The sequence below is a fragment of the Vibrio sp. McD22-P3 genome (genome assembly GCF_021568915.1).
Classification (GTDB): Bacteria; Pseudomonadota; Gammaproteobacteria; order Enterobacterales; family Vibrionaceae; genus Vibrio; species Vibrio mediterranei.
In genome coordinates this window covers 158,876-176,434 of the sequence record NZ_JAKGTN010000007.1, presented here as the reverse complement: position 1 = coordinate 176,434, position 17,559 = coordinate 158,876, and the positions used below count along the sequence as shown (strand labels likewise).

Genomic DNA, 17,559 nt, shown 5'->3' with positions numbered 1-17,559 from the left:
GACGTGATGGCAATAGGTGTTTCACAAACAACCTTTCAACTCAATGTGGTGAGTGCGGAAGGGACGCTGTATTCAGGGCCAGCTCATGCAATCGCCGTTGCCGGAGCGGATGGTGAGCTCGGGATTCGTCCCGGCCACTCCCCATTAATCAGCAAGATCAAGCCAGGTGTTGCAAGAATTCTTGGTGATCTCAAGCAACCAGAGCAGATCTTGTATGTATCGGGTGGCTTGGTAGAAGTACAGCCTGACGTGGTTACCGTACTCGCAGATACGGCATTACACGGCAAAGATATTGATAAAGCTCGAGCGGAAGCGGCGCGCCGCGCAGCCGAAGAGAACATTAACAAGTATACCGACGACGTTAATTTTGCTCAGGCGCAGCTCGAACTTGCAAAAGCACTGGCTCAACTACGAGCGGTAGAACTTACCGTTGCGCGAGCTAGATATTAAAACCGGAGGAAAGATCATGAGAACAGTTATTGAGTTTACACAAAGTGGTCGCTACATGGACCGAGCTTGGGAAGGTGAGATCTTAGCAGAAAAAGGGGTCCAGAAAGCAGTTTCTCCATCACTGGCTATGCGTCTAGTGAGTTTGGGCAGTGCGATTGCGATTTTTGGACCAGATGGAAAACCACTGACCGTGGATGATAACGAAGAGTTCAAACCAGAAGACAAGAAATAACACAAGCAACGATGAGGCTCGAATCTCATTAGCTAACAGGACGAACCCGGCAACGAAACTTTAAAGGCTCATATTCACCAATGAAGGCTTTGATGTTTCTAAAACAAGAACTGGCTATACCGTCCTCTCAGCTCCGTTGAGTTGAACTCAGCACTCAACAAACCGGACACTGAGGTGAGGTCAATCTATATAAGTGACTCCATCGCCACTTATCCAGATTGGTTTCAGCACTTAGCCGTCACTCTTTTCATAGTTGGGAGTGACGGCTTTTTCTTTTCTACAGCCGCTTATTTTTAGCGTTAAACTTAACGATTATTTGCTTGTTCTACTTCTATAGCCTTTTGGTAGTTTGGGTTTTGTTCGAGCTGTTCAGAGTAGCGCTGAATGTTTGTGTATTGGTTAATGACGCCTAAATTCGCGACAACATCCACCACGAACGACATCATGATGTCTGCACCAGTCAAACGATCTTCAATCAGATAGCGTTTACCCTCAAGTTGCTGATTCAAAAAATCTAATACTTTGTTTTGTTCCATATCTGCATAACTTGATAGGAAGGCAGTTTCTGCAGGCTCTTTTGCAAGAAACACTTTCAGGAGTAGCGGAAGCATCGCAGAACTTTCTGCAAAGTGTAACCAAGTCAGATAATCGGCATAGACAGGGCTTTGACGAGCTGGTGCCAATTGGTCTGCGCCAAATCGCTCGATAAGATATTCAGTAATAGCGCCGGATTCGGTAATGATTTGGCCGTCTAATTCTATTACTGGAGATTTGCCTAGCGGGTGTACAGATTTCAGCTCTGGCGGTGCAAGAAATGTCACTGAGTCACGCTGATATGGGACGACTTCATAATCGAGACCAAGCTCTTCTAGCAGCCAAATAATTCTTTTTGAACGAGAGTGATTGAGATGGTGAAGCTTGATCATATCGATATCCTTGAAAATATATTGTGTGCAATATAATTGTTACCTATTTAATTTGATAAGGCAATAGAATAATGGCTAACACTGACAATTAATGACCTGTTAATACAGTAAGTCTTCATCACTGTTATTAGAATGAGGACCAAAAATAAGCAACGGTTGAGGAGCAGGGATGAAACGTTGTATAGGCTTACTATTCTTTATCAGTGCATTATCTAGTGCGGGAGAGTTTTCTTCTGTCGAATCGCCTGTTGCTGGATGCCCAGGTGATTTCTTTACCCAGAAAGCCCGAGTCTTTGACGTGGTTACGATTTGTGCCACCTCATCGGTACCCCAAGATAAGCTCAAACATGCCGCCAATGTGACCGCACAATGGCTAGACAACGATCAAAACGGTCAGATTGATGAACCGAATATCATAGAGCCGCTTAGAAGTAATCACGCTACTTTGTTGATGAGCAAATCAGGCTTTAGTGATGATGCATTTGAAAAGCTCGAACCCTACTTTGACCATATGTTAGGGCAAGATTTATCGGCAGATGAAACTGCACCGAAGTTTGGGCGAGATGCGTCGCAAGAAGAGATACATCATTTGATAGTCAATGCGGGTTGGCAGCCGTATTTACCAGCGGTATTTAGCGACAAAAAGGCAAAACAAAGTGCGCTGTATCAGCAATGGCAGCTAGCCGAGCAAAAGGGATTGTACAATTATGATGACCCAACGTGTGATGATGCGTGCAAAACCGTCGAGTTCTTTTACTTGGCAACTGCAGCGTATTTAGGGTCCAGTGCTGATTTGCAAAGTGATGAAATGCGAGTAAAAAGTCGCAAAGAGTTGAGGCATTTATTGCCAGATTTAGTCTCTTTAATGGAGTCTAGGGACTATCATTACCCGACCCATCTTTGGCCAGATGGTCAATATCGATATTCAGGGAATATCACGCTAACCTCGCAGACAGATTGATGACAAAAAAGGCGCTTAAGCGCCTTTTTTGTTGCGGTCGAATTATTGAAGATAGGCATTCAACATCCAGAGTAGTTTCTCTTGCTCGCGAATATAGTCGCCCATCAATGCTGCAGTACCCTCGTCACTCGCTTCGCCAGCTTGCTCTAGGATTTCGCGCTGTTTATTGATAAGCACAGAGAAACCATTTACTAGGCCAGAGACACACTCTTTACCGCGAAAGGCATTTTGGTGCTCTTCAATTGCACTTAGCTCTAGATAGCGACTAAAGCTATGGTCTGGAGTATGACCAATAGTCAGAATACGCTCAGCAAGCTCATCGATCTTAGTTTGTAAGTCCGTGTAGATTTCCTCGAACTTAGCGTGCAATTCGAAGAACTGTTCACCTTTGATATTCCAATGATAACCACGAGTGTTCATGTACAACACCTGATAGTTAGCGAGTAGCTGATTAAGTTCAATCGCAATTGAGTCAGAAGCTGCTTGGTCTAGACCGATAAAATTAGTGTTTGTCATAATACTGTCCTCTTTAAATCAGAGTGGAATCTTATTTCGTTGAGGCCAGTATATGAGTAATACCAACTTAGGTTAAATCGATTGTAAATATTGTATTGATAGCTAAATGCTATCAATTTTAAGTATGAACCTTTACCCCATTTAGTGACTAAAAATCACCTCTTCGTTGGGAACGCGGTGACGCTCGCCGTAAATACCTTCGTCGGTACGAACACCACAACTGATGATCATGGTAATTTCATCATTGTCACCTAAGCCGAGAAGTTGTTTTGCTCTCACCGAGTCAAAGCCTTCCATCGGGCAAGTGTCATAGCCCTGCTCGCGCATTGACAACATAAAGGTCATAGAGGCAAGAGCCGCACTCTTATGTAAACAGACTCTAACGTCTTCCTTACTGACTTCACGCACCATCGGTTTGTTTCTGCCAAGCCAGAAGCTGTATATTTTGCGCACTACCCCACGGATGCCAAGTGAGTCATTGTTATAAACCATTGGGATCAGTTTGTCGTAATACTTAAATGCTCGCTTTGAGGTCTCATCTTCGCGGCCGTTAAAGTTGCTGCGGACAATATCTGCATTCATCTTGGCGCGTTGCTTCCATTTGTTTGGTGTCACCGTCACCACAACTAATTCGTTTGCGGTTTTAGCGGCATTTTGCCCCATGCAGATTTCACTCAATGCAGCGCGTTTGTCTTCGCTGATCACACGGTGGAAGGCCCACATCTGCATATTGCTACTGTTCGGGCTTAGCGTGGCGTGTTCAAGGGCCTTTTTAACGGCATCGTGGTCAAAGGTCGCGCTCTGGTCGTATTTACGAACAGAGCGACGAGTATTAAGAAGAAGTTCTAGATGAGATGGGTGGCTCATTGCAGTGTCCAATCATTGAAATTGGACACTTTCTAACAGGTCTTATCGAGGTTCACAAGAGCTTGCCGTAATTGGTTTAGGCAAACCTCTTAGCTTTTTAAATGCAAGTGGTGTTTTTTCTAACAAGATAACTAACAGGTACGAGCCAAATAGCGTTCCAAAGAACACAATGAGATCACGTGTCCACTGGGTTGCGCCCAACATTCCCGCAATATTATTCATGTAGATAGTGACGAGCAGGTGTACCACATAAATAGGAAGTACCCACTTCGCTAGGTCATGCCAGACTTTATGGTTCCCCAAGTTTGGATGATTCAGAAGCCAGAAGAAAATGCCAGTCGACCAAAAAACAGTGCCAAGTAGGAAGTCATTCATGTTGAACACTTGCCCAAGAGAGTTGAGATAAAACGCTTCAAAGAAGTGCAGCAACATGCCGAACAACGCAAGCACCACCGCTTGTGTCGAGGTTATTGACCACTCTCTACGTCTTACTTCAAATCCTATTGCGACCATCAAAAAGCTAAAAAATGGCCCATTTCGACTAAAGATCGGTGTTTCGATTTCGGTAATGTTCAAGTAACTGCCCGCCATTAAGCCATGAACGTAGAAGATGGCGGCGAATGGCAGTAGAAGTGATCGGCACTTATTGTCTACAAACCATGCAATCATTAAAACCGCTAACGCAAGCGATGGAATAAACCACAAGTGTACTAATCCGCCTTCAAACAGTGAGTTGAGCGGACTTTGTAGCAAATAGTTCCAATAACCTTGACGCTCAGCTAAATAACCATGTTCGGCCACTACGGCTAAATTGAAAGGCAATACTAAATAAATCGCGCTCCAAATCACCCAAATGAGCATCAAAGGCAAAGTGTAAGCCTTGGTGGTTTGATATGGCTTTTCGTTTAGCTTGGGATAGATAAGATATCCAGCAATAAGGAAAAACAACGGAACGGCAAATCGAGCAAGTTGATTGGTGATGTAGTTAAGCCAAGGCTCACCGTTAATAAACCCGTAATCCATAAAGAGCTGACAATGGATGAAAATGACGGCGATCAGAGCGATGACTCTAGCGAATTCGAAGCTGGCAATTTTCTGCTTTGATGACATAAATGGAGGTAACAATCTCTTAGTAATACTTCGAAGCAAACAGTACCATCTAGCCCATTTTTAGCAGTGTTCAAAGTCAATAATTGCGTCTCTGACCTGATGTGAATTGCAACAATTTGTTGTATATCGCAGTTTTGACTAATCAGATGTTGACTATTCTTACACGTTTCTCGTGCTACATATCAGAATACTTGATAGGACCTATTTTGTCCTGTGCTGTCCGATTCACTAAAGTACCCTTACTGAAGCACTTTAATGCTTTGGTACCTTAAGCTTGTAATTAACTTGAATCACTGATTTAAGTCTTGATTGACACATGGTGTAGACGCACTTTTCCAATCTCAACGGTTCCCAACTAGGAGCCGTTTTTTTCTCTCATTTTTCTCGCACGTAAAGTTAAGTTTATCTGAACGATATTTAGATATTACTTGATATATTGAACGTCTATCTCTGAGTAGTATTCATCTGTAACGTGATGAGCAGGAGTGGCTATGTGTGAGTTAGATGAAGGTTATGATGACCTCAATTTTGAATTAAATGAGAGTGAGGTTGAGTTTCTTGGTTGGAATGACAAAGAATGGTTAATAGAGTTATTGGTGTTTTTACTGATTTTAGTCGGTGCCGTTGCAATTGTTACCTATCGAGTGTGTTTCGATGGTTAAAGATCTTCAAGAGGCGAAAGCAATACGCAGACGGCCCCTCTGCTGGAGTTTCTATTTCATCGGTTTATTAGCGGTTGCGATGGGAGTGCTAATCGGAGTGATGGCCACTTCTTAGTATTGGAAGCGACCATTTATTGACGGCTTAACAACAACTGTTAATAGCCTACTGCTCGTGCCAACGATTCTTGTATGCACTCGAATAATCAGGTGTTTCGATACTAGGATGGAGATCATCGCAAGGCTCAAGCGGTCCTATAACGGTGCGGTAGGGTAGAATGCCTGCCCACGCTTTTAGATCGAGATCCTCTTTGTCGTCATTGACTCCATGACGGCCAATTTTCACCGAAGCTTCGTTGAGCTCAATAGCAAGCACGTCCGTTGCGGTGAGCTCTTTATCGTTGCTGAGGCGAACTTCTTCAGTTCTACCTGGTGCAATATGCTCAACAAAGTGGTTTAACACTCGGTCTTTCTCTTTATTTTCTTCAATGTTTTCAAATTGGCCAAAGACGATTGCACTTCGATAGTGTGCACTATGATGGAAAGCGGAGCGGGCCAATACCCAGCCATCAAACAGGGTAAACGTTAAGCAGGTTTTTTGTCCCGCTTTGAGCGTACGAAGCAAACGACTGTTCTTGGCGCCGTGTATATAGACTTTATTGTCCAATCGCCATGCCAGCATAGGAATCACGATAGGACCGTTGTCATCATTGATGGCGACGTGGGCAATTAATGACTCATCAATAATGTCATAGAGTGCTTGTGGGTCGAAGACAGCTTTATGGCTGCCTTTCTTAATCTGTGTTCTTGTCGTGTTTGAAAGCACTGGCGTTCTCCATTCGATTGCAGTTAACGCCAAAGTAAATAATATTTGGTACTCTAGTTAGGTCCAAATAGATAAAAATGGTGGATCCAGTTTGAATGTTATTGATATCAGCGACATCTCATTGGCAAAATCCGGTGTCACGCTTCAGCACAATCTCTTTAGCCAAATACGCTCAAGGATCCTCAATGGACGTTGGGTATCGGGCGCCAAATTGCCTTCCACTCGTACGATGGCGAACCAACTTAAGGTCAGTCGCAATACCATTATTCAAACCTATGATCAGTTAGTAGCGGAAGGTTATCTAGTATCGAAGCCGCATAGCGGCTTTTTTGTTTCTTTAAGCCTGCCCGACCAATATCTCAACGCGCCCGAAGGCAAGAATGAAATTGCGTTGGGCGTTGATAACACGCCTAAAAGTGGTTTATTTTCACCTGGTGTCGCTGAATTAGCGCTGTTTCCTACAGCCCAATGGAACCGCTTATTACAACGTCATAGCACCCGAATCTCTCTACTGGGAAACCAAGATCTACAAGGGTATCTACCACTACGTGAAGCGTTGCATCGTTATTTAACTAGCAGTCGCTCTGTTGTGTGTAATCCAAACCAAATCATTATTACCTCTGGAGCTCAGCAATCTATAGCTATCGCTTTGCTGGCAATCAATAGCTTGGGAAACAACGACAAGTTGTTGGTTGAATACCCCGGTTACCGTCAGGTCGTCAAGGTGCTCGATACCTTCAATATGGATTATGGATTTGTCGACGTGACAGCTGAGCATGGATTGAATACCGAACATATCATCAACCAAAAAGCACTAGGTGTTTACTTAACGCCAAGCAATCAATATCCAATGGGTAGCTCTATTCAGACGGAGCAACGTTTGCAGTTAATCAGCTGGGCTCAAGAAAACCAAAGTTGGATTATTGAGGATGACTATGACAGTGAGTTCCAATTTGATAGTCGTCCGCTACGAAGTATGCAAGGGTTGGCTGCAGAGAGTGGTAATGCTAACCATATGGTGTATATCGGCTCAATGAGTAAGGTAATGTTTAATGCATTACGAATCGGCTATATGGTGGTTCCGGAAGGTTTAGTTAAAGTCTGTCTAGAAATAAAAGACGCGCTTTCCGGTGACACACCATCGCACACACAAGCCGCGTTAGCTGAGTTCATTGATGAAGGTATGTTGGTTCGCCATATACGCAAAATGCGCCGTCGATATGAGCAAAAATACCACCTGATGAAGCAATGCATTACTGAGCGTTTTGGAAGTGAGTGGCAAGTTGTCTCCCAAGGAGCTGGGCTGCACATTACTGTTCAGTGGCAAAGTGACGTCGATGAGCATCAATTTTCCGGTCTCGCCCTATCTCATAATATCGTGGTGCGACCGATGAATTATTATGAACCTATCAACCACAAGCGTCTCTGCGGTTCGGTTGTGTTAGGTTATGGAAATGCGCCGTTAGAGTCGATACCAGAGAGTATTGAAAAATTGTCAGTGCTTTATTTTGAGCTAAAGAACGATAATGCTGTCGACTCCGCGGAATAAATCTATAGTTCACGGATGCTCAAAAGGCACAAGTAACCAACTCGTGCCTTTTCATTATTGTGCGGTAGCCAAATTAAGACTGAGTAATCGGCTTACTTTCCAGCTGCTCCTCGAGGCGAGATTTATCAGCTTGCTTCTTTTCAAAGCGGGAAATCCACCACCAAGCAAGACCAGAGAAAACAGCAGTCATAAAGACGTTGATAAAGAACGCTCTGACTAAATCCACTCCAGTTGGGAAGGCCGACGCTGTCATACTAATCACGAAGATAGCAATCAGTACTGAAACCACGCCCATTCCGAATTTTCGAGAGCCCATGCGGAAGTCGCGTGGCGTGTCGTCATGTTTGAGGCGGAATACGAAGTAAGCGACCATGATAAAGATTGGTGGCAGCATCGCGGTACCTGCGGTGAGGTTGATCGCGGTGTTCATCATGTCTTGTACTGATTCTGAACCAAAACCGTTGATAACCAACATCACGAAGACAAAGGCAAATTGCCACCAAGCTGCACGCACAGGAACGCCGTGTTCGTTGAGTTCTGTGGTTTTCTCGCCGTAGACTCCTTTTGGAATTTCCGAGAAGTGGATTTTTACTGGTGCCGCGGTCCACATCATCATTGAGCCGAACATAGCGATAAAGAGAACAATACCAACGAAACGACCGACCAAAGTTTCTGAGATGTTGAAGTACTGTGCCATTCCTCTAAAGATTTCTACCATCCCGCCAGCGTAGGTCAGGTTTTCGCGGGCGACAAAAACGTTAACTAACAATGAGCCTACAGCGTACATGCCACCAATCACAACACCTGCGGCGATGATGACCTTGATAAAGGATTTGTGACCACCTTTGACATCGTTAAGGTACGCCGCTGCGGTTTCTGCCCCGCCTGCGGCTTGGAAAATCCAACACATAATGCCCAGTGTTGCCCAGTTTACGGTTGGTGTCATGGCTTGCAGTGTAATTGGCTCTGCAGGCGTGTGGTCACCACTCAGTGCCATCAATGCACCAAGAACGTAAACTGCAAATAACGCAAACACACCGTAAGCAACGATTTCAGCGATTTTACCCAGCCAGCTCGCGCCTTTTGTTGAGATGTGAGTAGCGGCCGCAAACAGTGCGATAGAAATAATAGAAGTGACTAATGGCGAGAAAGTGTACTCGTAACCCAACATCGCGTAAGACGCGTAAGCAATAACATTAGGAAGCAGGGAGACAAACCAAAATAGGTTCACAAACCAGTAAAGGAAAGAACCTAAATAGGCAGATTTGGTGCCTAGTGGCTTTTTGAGCCAATCGTACATGCCAGATTCAGAGTTTTTGTTTGCGGATACAAACTCAGCGATGATAAATACGAAAGGGATGAAGTAAACGACTGTCGCTAATAGGAAAATAGGAGCCGAGCTTAGGCCCAACTCAATGTTGTTGTTTACAATGTTGCGAACGTTGAAAACCGCCGCAAATGTCATGGACAATAGGGCAAACTTGCCTATTGTGCCGCGCATAGATTCAGACATAGTGTCCTCCAATGAATCACGTCTATTGTACTCTCATTCTTGAAGAGCAGTTATTTGAGGGGGCCAGATACTTGTGTCTGGCCCGAATAGTGTTATTTGTTTAAGAAGTAGCCATCTTCGATGGTGACTTTAAGCACGACCTTGCGAGCAGGCTCGTTACTGACAAATCGATGCGCTTCGCTATTGTCGAAAATCACTACCTGTCCTTGATGGACTTCACGTCGCTCACCTTGTCCAGAGAAAAACTCTCGGTCAGTTTCGTCTTGATATCGCTGCTCAAGTGTCAGGTCGGCTTTGCTTGCAAACTCAATAACCTCATGACCTGCCAAGTAGTAGTGCACATCAAAGTAACGACGGTTGCCCTCGAAGAGTTCAGTCCGTTTGCTCTCATTGGTTTCAATCATATAAACCAGAGAATCCCCGATAGAGTGCATTACGCCATCTTTGATATTTTCAATATTTTCAATGGCTTCTATGCAACGATTCCACTTCCGGCCATCACGATAGACCGACTTAAATTGTTCTAAGCTCTCTAAGATGATCATGGGTTATGCCTCGTTTGTGGTTGTGCGGGTAAAAAACTGGTTACTGAAGTCATAGTTGGCCAACGTATTGGCGTTACAGTCTCCGGACTGCATTGGAAGTAACGTTAAACCGTAGCGGAAGGTATCCATGTAGACACGGTAAGAGTCGAGAACTTCACTTCCCCACGAGTTAGAGCCTAAGCCCATGAGCTTGTGATCAAGGTTTAGTGTGATGTGACCGCTTGGTTTAAGCTCGTTGGTGTGCTGGGCTTGGTGCAGGTTTTCATTGCTGTAGAACCAAGCGCTTAGGTTGAGCTCTTGTTGTGGCTTAATAAACAAACCATTGCCGTTACGGTTAGTCAGAGCTGCCCAGCGCACGTGCTGACGATTGCCGTTGTTTTGCGGGAATGGATAGTTTTCGAACATATTCGCGACTGTGCTTTGATACACGTCGATAATATTGGCTTGTTGGCTGTCGAGGTAATTCTCTTCTGGGCCTCGGCCATAGTATTTCACTTGGTCGAACTGTTGATTGATGCCTAGTTCAAAACCAATAACAGGAATCACATGTGGATAGTCACCATAACGCTTACCTTGAAGCTCGATATTGAGCTGACCTTGAGGTGAAATTTGATAACGATATTCGGTGCGCATGCCAAAATCGAACACAGGTGGTGCAATAATGCTGGTGGTGCGAACTTCAATGCGCCCGTCGATCTGCTCTACTTCAATGGTTCGGAAATGCTCTTGCATGATTGGTAAGTGAGCAGGCTCCCATAGACCTTCGTGCTCTTGTTTATGGTTATCGATCATCGGTTTGAAGAAATTGAGCTTAGGCTCTGATTCGATAAACTGTTTCCCGTTTACTACCCACGAAGAGAGCTTGCCGTTGACTTTCGAGAAAGTCATTGTGAAGTTATGACCAGAAATTAGGTACGCTAATCGACTCTCCTCTAGTGAAAGAGGTGTGGTATTTGTACAAACAAACTCGGTTTCTTGTGCGCTATTTTCTTTGATTTTATATTGGTAAACGGCAATATCATGATTTGCTTGGCTATATAAAGTGCGGCTATCTTTACGCACGGTGAAGTTGATAAATGTTTCACGGTCATCGAGTTGAGGAAGACTAATTTCGATTTGGCGCTCGCTATTTGCGCTAAGATCCGCAACCTTAAATTGAACACTGCGAAGCGTTTCACCTTCTGCACGAATGTCAGCGGTGATGGTGTAGTCGTCTAGGTTGGTAAACCACAGTTTATTGCTAACGATGAAGGTACCTAGGCGTGCATCTACCTCGGTAATTTTCACTGGAGCGATGACTTGTTTGTATTCTTTCAACCCCGGTCCCGGTGTTTGGTCTGAGTAAACCAATCCGTCCATACAGAAATTGTAATTGTTTGGGTAATCACCAAAGTCCCCACCATACTTATAGAAACTTTGTCCCTTTTCATCGGTGGCGAGAATGCCGTGATCACACCATTCCCAAACGAAATGTCCTTGAATATGATCGTGATCGTAGAACACATTTTGATACTCAGTCAGACCACCAGGGCCGTTGCCCATTGCGTGAGCGTATTCGCAGATGATGCGTGGCTTTTCGTGGGGGTGTTCGCCAAAGTAGTTCATCAATTGAGCGCGAGAGTACATGGTTGAGATAACGTCAACGACTTCGGCGTCACGGTCTTCTTCATAGTGAACAAGACGCGTGTCATCAATGGCTTTAGTAGCGTCGTACATCGCTTTGATGTTACATCCATAGCCAGATTCATTGCCTAAAGACCACATGATGATGGAAGGGTGGTTCTTTTGTGCGTGAACATGACGTTCAGCACGGTCTACGAAGACGGCTTCCCATGCAGGATCGTTGGTGATGCGGCTAAGATCGCCAACATTGGCGAATCCATGGGTTTCCACATCAGTCTCTGCCATAACGAACAAGCCATAGATGTCGCAGAGTTCGTAGAATCGCGGGTCATTAGGATAGTGAGCAGTTCGTACGGAGTTGATGTTGTGCTGCTTCATTAAGATGATGTCTTTTTCAACACGATCCATGCCTACAGCCCTGCCTTTTAAATGGTCGTTATCGTGTCGGTTAACGCCATGCAGCATGACGTATTGGTTGTTAACGTAGAAGAGGCCATTTTTAACTTTGATATCTCGAAAGCCAACTCGTTGTGGAACGACTTCTATGGTCTCACCTTGGTTGTTCTTCAAAGTGATAAAAAGTTGATAGAGGTAAGGGTTCTCAGCTGTCCAATGGGTAGGCTCATCGACATTAATAATGAAGTTCGTCGTGGTAGCACCTTGTACTGAGATGTGGTCAATGGTTCCAGCAGCAATGCTTAGCTGGTTATCCTTTAGCTCATAATCAACTGAAACAGCATCGCTACGCGCAGACGAAAGGTTTTCTAGCATCAGTTCACACGACAATGTCGCTTGCGAATAGTCAGCGCTGAAGTCAGTACGAATAGAGACATCCTGCACATGCAGCGGTTCTTTCCCTACTAAGTAGACATCACGGAAGATCCCACCGGTCCACCACATATCTTGGTCTTCAATGTAAGTCGAATCAGCCCATTGCATGACTCGAACGCTTAGCAGGTTGTCACCAACTTGAGCAGCAGATGAAATGTCGAATTCTGCGGTGAGTCGACTGCCTTTACTAAAACCAACATAGTTGCCATTAACGTAAACTTCGAAGTAGGTCTCAACGCCATCGAATTTGAGGATGGTTTGCTTGTCTTGCCAGTTGTCGCCGAGAGTGAAAGTACGTTGGTATGCACCTGTTGGGTTATCAGTGGGTACAAAAGGTACGTCAATTGGAAACGGGAAGCCTTCGTCAGTGTATTGAAGGTCACCGTGTCCTTCCATTTGCCACATGTTAGGTACGGTGATCTGTCCCCATTGTGTCATTGGTTGGGAGTAAAACTCGTCGGGAACAAGAATAGGGTTATGAAAAAGTTGAAACTGCCACTGACCGCTAAGCAGCATAAAGTGACTACTAAGCTCTCGCTGAAATGTTCGAGCGGCGTTAACTGAGGGATATGAGAAGAAATACGCGCGTGGAGCCATGCGATTCTCATGAAGATGAAGAAAGTTTTCCCAGTTGTTCACGTTAAATCTCCCTCGACAGGTAAACCGTGTCGATGCTGTGTTAAAAATGCCCGTTTAGGATATGAGATGATTTTAGTAAAAGTTTTACTAAAATATATTGAATTTTGTTTTTTACTTTAACTTGATCACGATTTAAGCGTTCAAGAGAGTTAAAGTTGTGATCGGGTTTAAATAAACGGAGTGAATGATAGGGGCGGGTTTAACTTGATATAAGTAGTAGGGTTTTAGCTGGGTGTAATAAATTTAATCTTTTAAATACAATTAGTTATAGTTTTTGTGGTGTTTGATGATTTTACGAAGAGGAGGAATGGTGAGCCAACTTTGAATAAAGTTGGCTAATCGATGTCAATGAGTCGAACTAAGGTGGAATGTAGAATAGATAGGTAAGTTTTACTAAAAAATATGAAAGTGCCTATTCTTTTGTTGTGCCTCGTAGTTTTAGTTTACTGGGTACATAGACTTTCAATGGCAGTGCACGTCCATCTCTTGCTTTTTCCATCAACAGGTTAACACCTTGAATACCCATCATCTCAGAGTGAATCCTGACGGTAGAAAGTGAAGGAAAGGTGAACTTTGCTGTAGGAATATCGTTGACGCTGATAAGAGATATGTCTTCTGGTATCTTGAGGCCGTGCTCATGAATTGCGCGCAATACACCAATAGCAATAGAATCTGAAGCGATAAACAGTGCTCGAGGGAAGTTATTGTTGGAAAACATCTTTTTCGCAGATTCGTAGCCGGATTGACTGGTAAACTCTCCACGGTAAATATCATCAAGCGATACCACGCCTTTTAAGCTGCCATATTCTACAAATGCCATTTCTCGGATGTCAGAACTATTAGGTGCATCTTGACCGCCGATAAAGCCGATCCGATTGAACCCTTGATTGATAAAAAAGTCTATGATTTCTTTGCTAATTTTAGTGAGGTCGATATCAACCGAGTCGTACTTTGAGTTTGGGTCAGAGAAATCAATGAAGCAGATATTGTCTGTGATGCTTTCAGCTTCGGAGCGAACGGTCTCAGGGCAACGTCCAACAAACAGTATTCCGGTGATTTTAACGTCTGAATGGGCTAACTCTCCTTCATAGCAATTAACCAGTTTTATTCCCAGCTTTTCACACTGTGTTTCTATACCATGACGAATGGATAAGTAGTAGGGGTCGTTAACCTCCGCTTCCTGCTTATAATTATAAATGGCCATGAAATGGTGGCTATGCTTCTTAGGCTGGATCGATTTCTTCGAACTGCTGGTCTTATATTCTAAGGCTTCTGCGATCTCTAAAATTCGCAGCTTAGTTTGTTCTTTTACACTCAAACTCGGGTCATCATTCAGTACGCGAGATACTGTCGCCAATGAAACACCTGCTTCATTAGCGATGTCTTTTAATGTTGCCATTCAATCACACCCTTCGGCATCATACCGAAAAACTAATCCTATCTATTGGGTTCTATTGTAAACAATCTTCATCAGTAAATACTAAAGTTTTAGTAAAAACAGCGTTAATCGTTTAAATTAGCAGCGATTACTTAATAAGTTTTAGCAATTGCTTAAACTGATCGCCTTGGGCGATTTTTTGTAGTTCAAAGAGTGCCATTTCAGTGGAAGTTAACACGGCCCCTTGTTTTGACAGGCGTTGGATTGCGAGCTCTTTGTTTTCTGGTGCACGCGAAGAAATAGCGTCGACAACAAGGTGAACTTCATATCCTTGGTCCATCAAATCACAAGCAGTTTGATGGACACAAATATGTGCTTCAATACCAACCAATAGTATTTGTTTTCTGTTGTTACGTTGGAGCGTCTCTTGAACAGCAATTTCACCCCAGGCGCTGAACACGTCTTTTGCAATGGGGGATAGGTGTGGAAGTTCTTGGCGAACTTCATCGATAGTATGACCTAATTTATCTGGGATTTGCTCTACCCAAACAATGGGTAATTCCATGAGCTGTGCAGCCTTGGTCAAGGTATTTAGGTTGGCGAACAGGTGCTCTTTATCGTGCATGATTTGGGCAAGCTTGCCTTGTACATCGATGATCATTAATTGGGTGTTGTCTTGCTCTAGCATTTAACGCTCCTGTTCTAATACTTGTTCTATAAACCACGTTCCAACTGTGCCGAGTCCACTGCGCCACGACAGTTCGACTGGCCACACCATAGAACTATCATAATGTCCTACATTTAACTTGGTTACTAGACCATGGTCGATAAATGGTTGAGCTAGTTTGATTGGGTAAGTGGCAAAACCAGCGCCGTAAAACAGCATGTCTTGTAGTTGATCAGGGGTTTCGTAACGAATGAGGCGAGGGCTAAAACGCAGTGATTCCAGTAGTTCGCTAGTCGCAACTTTACCTTCTAAAGATAATAGTTGGGGATATTGTTCTAGATCTTCAGGTGTAATCTCACCTTTGAGCTTTGCCAACGGATGATTAGGTGAGGTTATGAAGCACCATTCGATATTATCTATGATTTGTGCATTTGAGCCTCGTTGGGGACATAGCCCGCCAGGAGCAATCATGATGTCAGCGCCTAAGATCTCATCATTGGTGGATAGCTGGTGCTTTTCTGCATCAACTAAAATCAGCTCTAGCTCTGGAAACTGCTGGGTTAATGAAGACATTAGCTCGGCAAACCTTGGGTATAAGGTCATACTGTGAGTTGCAATCGTCAGCGAGGGCTCTTCACCACTTTGCAGCGAACGTGCTTTTCGTTCTATAGCTTGCAAGCGGGGAACAATTTCAAGCGCTTGGAAGTACAGCGCTTTTCCTTCAGGTGTCAGTGAGGGAGACTTTCCGGCAACACGTTCAAATAAACGAATGCCAATATCAATTTCCATCGCTTGTACCGCTTGATTCACAGCGGATGCACTGACATTGAGTTTTCTGGCCGCCGCAGAAAATGACCCAGTCTCGGCAATACAAACCAGATATTGAAGTCGCTCGGTATTAAGTAGCATACTGATCTCCGAGAAAAGAAGGTGTTTCTACTGTGCTTGAATTTTGTAGAGAGGTAAAGCATGAAGGGGCACTTTGTTCATTGGAAGGGTATTATTTAAGGCTGGTTCTCGTGTCTCCTAGGTTTTACATTGTAAATATGCAGCGCCAGCTAGATGTCAACTAGCGCTGCTGATGCTAACGATAACGGAACGAAATTATTTCGAGTGAGGTTGCTCCACACCTTTTGCATACGTCACGATTTCGGTATCGGAATTAGGTTTATACATTCGTAGTATTCCTGTCCAGCCTTGTTCCACTTCAATGTTGTTGATGGCCTGAGAACCACAGTTAAAGTTAACGGTATAGCTGCCATCATTATTCTGTTTGAGCTCATCTTCGCGACTTGATAACGCAAATTTCTCAGTGTGAACGTAGGCATCTGCGCCGTAAGTCGTGATTGAGAAGAAACCGTTTTTACCCAGTGGTGGGGCGTCGAAGTTCATTGTTTGACATTGACCTGAGCGATCCTCAGCAAGTAAAACTTTGTAGTAAGCGTGCTCACTAGGCAATCCTCCGAATCCCATCGATGTTAAACCTCTTGCATGGAAAAGCTCGACTTTACGTTGTTCTAGATTCTGTTCTGGTTTTAAAGGTTTGCCTTCAGGTGCACCCATCGCCTTGGTAAAGTCGAGCTTGAGTACATCGGCTTCTAAAGATAAACGAACATTTTCTCTATCAAACTGGTCAAATCCTTTTGGTATATAAGGGTTTGCAAAGTTGGCGGTCCCTTTAATCATATCTTGCTTCGCATTTCCGGCTTTAATGTCGGCAGGGGAGTTGGAAGCAACTTGGGTGCGTGCAATGACCCAAACATGCTGACCAGAAGAGAGCATCTCTGGCGTAATGGTAATCCTATTTTTCCCTTTCTCTGCATATAGGACAGCGACAGTGCGATGCTGTTCATCGATGATCTGAAGAGTCTGATAGGAATCGAGTATTGGTAGTTCGAATGTTACGCCACCCTCGGCATCCCAGATTGATTTAGAATAGAGAGTATCTCGATTCTGGCGTACGACGGTCTGAGTATCCATGGTGAGTAGTTGACGATCGTGAGTAAACTGGTTGATGCCGGACTTCTCTTGCTGCTCGAAAAAGTATTTGTCGGACTCCGCAAGGATAAAGTTATCTTTGGTAACTTTTGTCGAGCCGCCGTTCAAGATTTGAGTCTCAGTCGGTTGCCCTTTCTTAGGTAAATGGTCACCAAGATCGTGAGCGATTGACGCAGAAGTGAACAGGGTAGCTGTCAGGGAAGCGATGATTGTCAGTTTTTTCATTTCAATAACCTTTCGTATCTCTATTGTACTGTTCGAGCATTGAG

17 protein-coding genes are annotated in these 17,559 nt (G+C 44.1%); 5 read left to right on the top strand and 12 right to left on the bottom strand.

All coding sequences use genetic code 11. The features are described 5' to 3' along the window. Nucleotides 1–6 precede the first annotated feature (6 nt). Both L2W36_RS10455 and L2W36_RS10450 read left to right on the top strand, forming a co-directional pair. A complete protein-coding gene (locus L2W36_RS10455) occupies nucleotides 7–450 on the top strand; it encodes a F0F1 ATP synthase subunit epsilon (protein ID WP_006070145.1) in 444 nt (147 codons plus the stop codon). Between the two features lie 16 nt (nucleotides 451–466). Beyond that, nucleotides 467–682, top strand: coding sequence for a hypothetical protein (locus L2W36_RS10450; protein ID WP_006070144.1), 216 nt, complete (start codon nucleotides 467–469; stop codon nucleotides 680–682). A 305-nt stretch (nucleotides 683–987) separates the two neighbouring features. On the opposite strand, the gene L2W36_RS10445 is transcribed toward L2W36_RS10450, so the two are convergent. Continuing rightward, nucleotides 988–1,608: a glutathione S-transferase family protein gene (locus L2W36_RS10445; protein ID WP_236109993.1), complete on the bottom strand. Its 621-nt coding sequence runs from the start codon at nucleotides 1,606–1,608 to the stop codon at nucleotides 988–990. Between the two features lie 169 nt (nucleotides 1,609–1,777). On the opposite strand from L2W36_RS10445, the gene L2W36_RS10440 reads away from it, so the two are divergent. Then, nucleotides 1,778–2,569 (top strand): hypothetical protein, encoded by a 792-nt coding sequence (locus L2W36_RS10440; protein WP_236109992.1) that lies wholly within the window; start codon nucleotides 1,778–1,780, stop codon nucleotides 2,567–2,569. 42 nt (nucleotides 2,570–2,611) lie between these two features. Here L2W36_RS10440 and L2W36_RS10435 read toward each other — a convergent pair whose 3' ends face one another. From L2W36_RS10435 to L2W36_RS10425, 3 genes are all read right to left on the bottom strand, one after another. Continuing rightward, nucleotides 2,612–3,085 (bottom strand): Dps family protein, encoded by a 474-nt coding sequence (locus L2W36_RS10435; protein WP_006070136.1) that lies wholly within the window; start codon nucleotides 3,083–3,085, stop codon nucleotides 2,612–2,614. Between the two features lie 141 nt (nucleotides 3,086–3,226). Beyond that, complete coding sequence (locus L2W36_RS10430; protein WP_171390527.1) at nucleotides 3,227–3,952, bottom strand: nitroreductase family protein; 726 nt, start codon at nucleotides 3,950–3,952, stop codon at nucleotides 3,227–3,229. Between the two features lie 42 nt (nucleotides 3,953–3,994). Continuing rightward, nucleotides 3,995–5,062, bottom strand: coding sequence for an acyltransferase (locus L2W36_RS10425; protein ID WP_236109991.1), 1,068 nt, complete (start codon nucleotides 5,060–5,062; stop codon nucleotides 3,995–3,997). A 491-nt stretch (nucleotides 5,063–5,553) separates the two neighbouring features. Between L2W36_RS10425 and L2W36_RS10420 the strand changes: the two genes are divergently transcribed. Next, nucleotides 5,554–5,724 (top strand): hypothetical protein, encoded by a 171-nt coding sequence (locus L2W36_RS10420; protein WP_164491492.1) that lies wholly within the window; start codon nucleotides 5,554–5,556, stop codon nucleotides 5,722–5,724. Nucleotides 5,725–5,887: 163 nt separating this feature from the next. On the opposite strand, the gene L2W36_RS10415 is transcribed toward L2W36_RS10420, so the two are convergent. Then, nucleotides 5,888–6,547 carry a pyridoxamine 5'-phosphate oxidase family protein gene (locus tag L2W36_RS10415; protein ID WP_236109990.1) on the bottom strand — a complete coding sequence of 220 codons (660 nt, stop codon included), beginning with the start codon at nucleotides 6,545–6,547 and terminating at the stop codon, nucleotides 5,888–5,890. A 91-nt stretch (nucleotides 6,548–6,638) separates the two neighbouring features. On the opposite strand from L2W36_RS10415, the gene pdxR reads away from it, so the two are divergent. Further along, nucleotides 6,639–8,096, top strand: a complete 1,458-nt coding sequence (pdxR, locus tag L2W36_RS10410) for a MocR-like pyridoxine biosynthesis transcription factor PdxR (protein ID WP_236109989.1) — start codon at nucleotides 6,639–6,641, stop codon at nucleotides 8,094–8,096. Between the two features lie 73 nt (nucleotides 8,097–8,169). Here pdxR and L2W36_RS10405 read toward each other — a convergent pair whose 3' ends face one another. The 7 genes from L2W36_RS10405 to L2W36_RS10375 form a co-directional block, all read right to left on the bottom strand. After that, complete coding sequence (locus tag L2W36_RS10405; protein ID WP_088877686.1) at nucleotides 8,170–9,609, bottom strand: amino acid permease; 1,440 nt, start codon at nucleotides 9,607–9,609, stop codon at nucleotides 8,170–8,172. 92 nt (nucleotides 9,610–9,701) lie between these two features. Then, a complete protein-coding gene (locus L2W36_RS10400; RefSeq protein WP_124941675.1) occupies nucleotides 9,702–10,154 on the bottom strand; it encodes a beta-galactosidase subunit beta in 453 nt (150 codons plus the stop codon). Nucleotides 10,155–10,157: 3 nt separating this feature from the next. Further along, a complete protein-coding gene (gene ebgA / locus L2W36_RS10395) occupies nucleotides 10,158–13,247 on the bottom strand; it encodes a beta-galactosidase subunit alpha (RefSeq protein ID WP_236109988.1) in 3,090 nt (1,029 codons plus the stop codon). 412 nt (nucleotides 13,248–13,659) lie between these two features. Continuing rightward, nucleotides 13,660–14,646, bottom strand: coding sequence for a transcriptional regulator EbgR (ebgR, locus tag L2W36_RS10390; protein WP_236109987.1), 987 nt, complete (start codon nucleotides 14,644–14,646; stop codon nucleotides 13,660–13,662). A 127-nt stretch (nucleotides 14,647–14,773) separates the two neighbouring features. Beyond that, complete coding sequence (locus tag L2W36_RS10385) at nucleotides 14,774–15,313, bottom strand: hydrolase (protein WP_236109986.1); 540 nt, start codon at nucleotides 15,311–15,313, stop codon at nucleotides 14,774–14,776. Continuing rightward, nucleotides 15,314–16,201, bottom strand: a complete 888-nt coding sequence (locus tag L2W36_RS10380; protein ID WP_088878997.1) for a LysR family transcriptional regulator — start codon at nucleotides 16,199–16,201, stop codon at nucleotides 15,314–15,316. A gap of 195 nt (nucleotides 16,202–16,396) precedes the next feature. Beyond that, nucleotides 16,397–17,515: a DUF1254 domain-containing protein gene (locus tag L2W36_RS10375; RefSeq protein ID WP_236109985.1), complete on the bottom strand. Its 1,119-nt coding sequence runs from the start codon at nucleotides 17,513–17,515 to the stop codon at nucleotides 16,397–16,399. Nucleotides 17,516–17,559 lie beyond the last annotated feature (44 nt).

Bases quoted from the DNA above. Each gene is read 5' to 3' on its own strand.
- L2W36_RS10440 (WP_236109992.1), top strand. From the start codon at position 1,778: ATGAAACGTTGTATAGGCTTACTATTCTTTATCAGTGCATTATCTAGT.
- ebgR (WP_236109987.1), bottom strand. From the start codon at position 14,646: ATGGCAACATTAAAAGACATCGCTAATGAAGCAGGTGTTTCATTGGCG.
- L2W36_RS10425 (WP_236109991.1), bottom strand. From the start codon at position 5,062: ATGTCATCAAAGCAGAAAATTGCCAGCTTCGAATTCGCTAGAGTCATC.
- L2W36_RS10450 (WP_006070144.1), top strand. From the start codon at position 467: ATGAGAACAGTTATTGAGTTTACACAAAGTGGTCGCTACATGGACCGA.
- L2W36_RS10380 (WP_088878997.1), bottom strand. From the start codon at position 16,201: ATGCTACTTAATACCGAGCGACTTCAATATCTGGTTTGTATTGCCGAG.
- L2W36_RS10445 (WP_236109993.1), bottom strand. From the start codon at position 1,608: ATGATCAAGCTTCACCATCTCAATCACTCTCGTTCAAAAAGAATTATT.
- L2W36_RS10385 (WP_236109986.1), bottom strand. From the start codon at position 15,313: ATGCTAGAGCAAGACAACACCCAATTAATGATCATCGATGTACAAGGC.
- L2W36_RS10405 (WP_088877686.1), bottom strand. From the start codon at position 9,609: ATGTCTGAATCTATGCGCGGCACAATAGGCAAGTTTGCCCTATTGTCC.
- L2W36_RS10455 (WP_006070145.1), top strand. From the start codon at position 7: ATGGCAATAGGTGTTTCACAAACAACCTTTCAACTCAATGTGGTGAGT.
- L2W36_RS10420 (WP_164491492.1), top strand. From the start codon at position 5,554: ATGTGTGAGTTAGATGAAGGTTATGATGACCTCAATTTTGAATTAAAT.
- L2W36_RS10400 (WP_124941675.1), bottom strand. From the start codon at position 10,154: ATGATCATCTTAGAGAGCTTAGAACAATTTAAGTCGGTCTATCGTGAT.
- L2W36_RS10430 (WP_171390527.1), bottom strand. From the start codon at position 3,952: ATGAGCCACCCATCTCATCTAGAACTTCTTCTTAATACTCGTCGCTCT.
- L2W36_RS10435 (WP_006070136.1), bottom strand. From the start codon at position 3,085: ATGACAAACACTAATTTTATCGGTCTAGACCAAGCAGCTTCTGACTCA.
- L2W36_RS10375 (WP_236109985.1), bottom strand. From the start codon at position 17,515: ATGAAAAAACTGACAATCATCGCTTCCCTGACAGCTACCCTGTTCACT.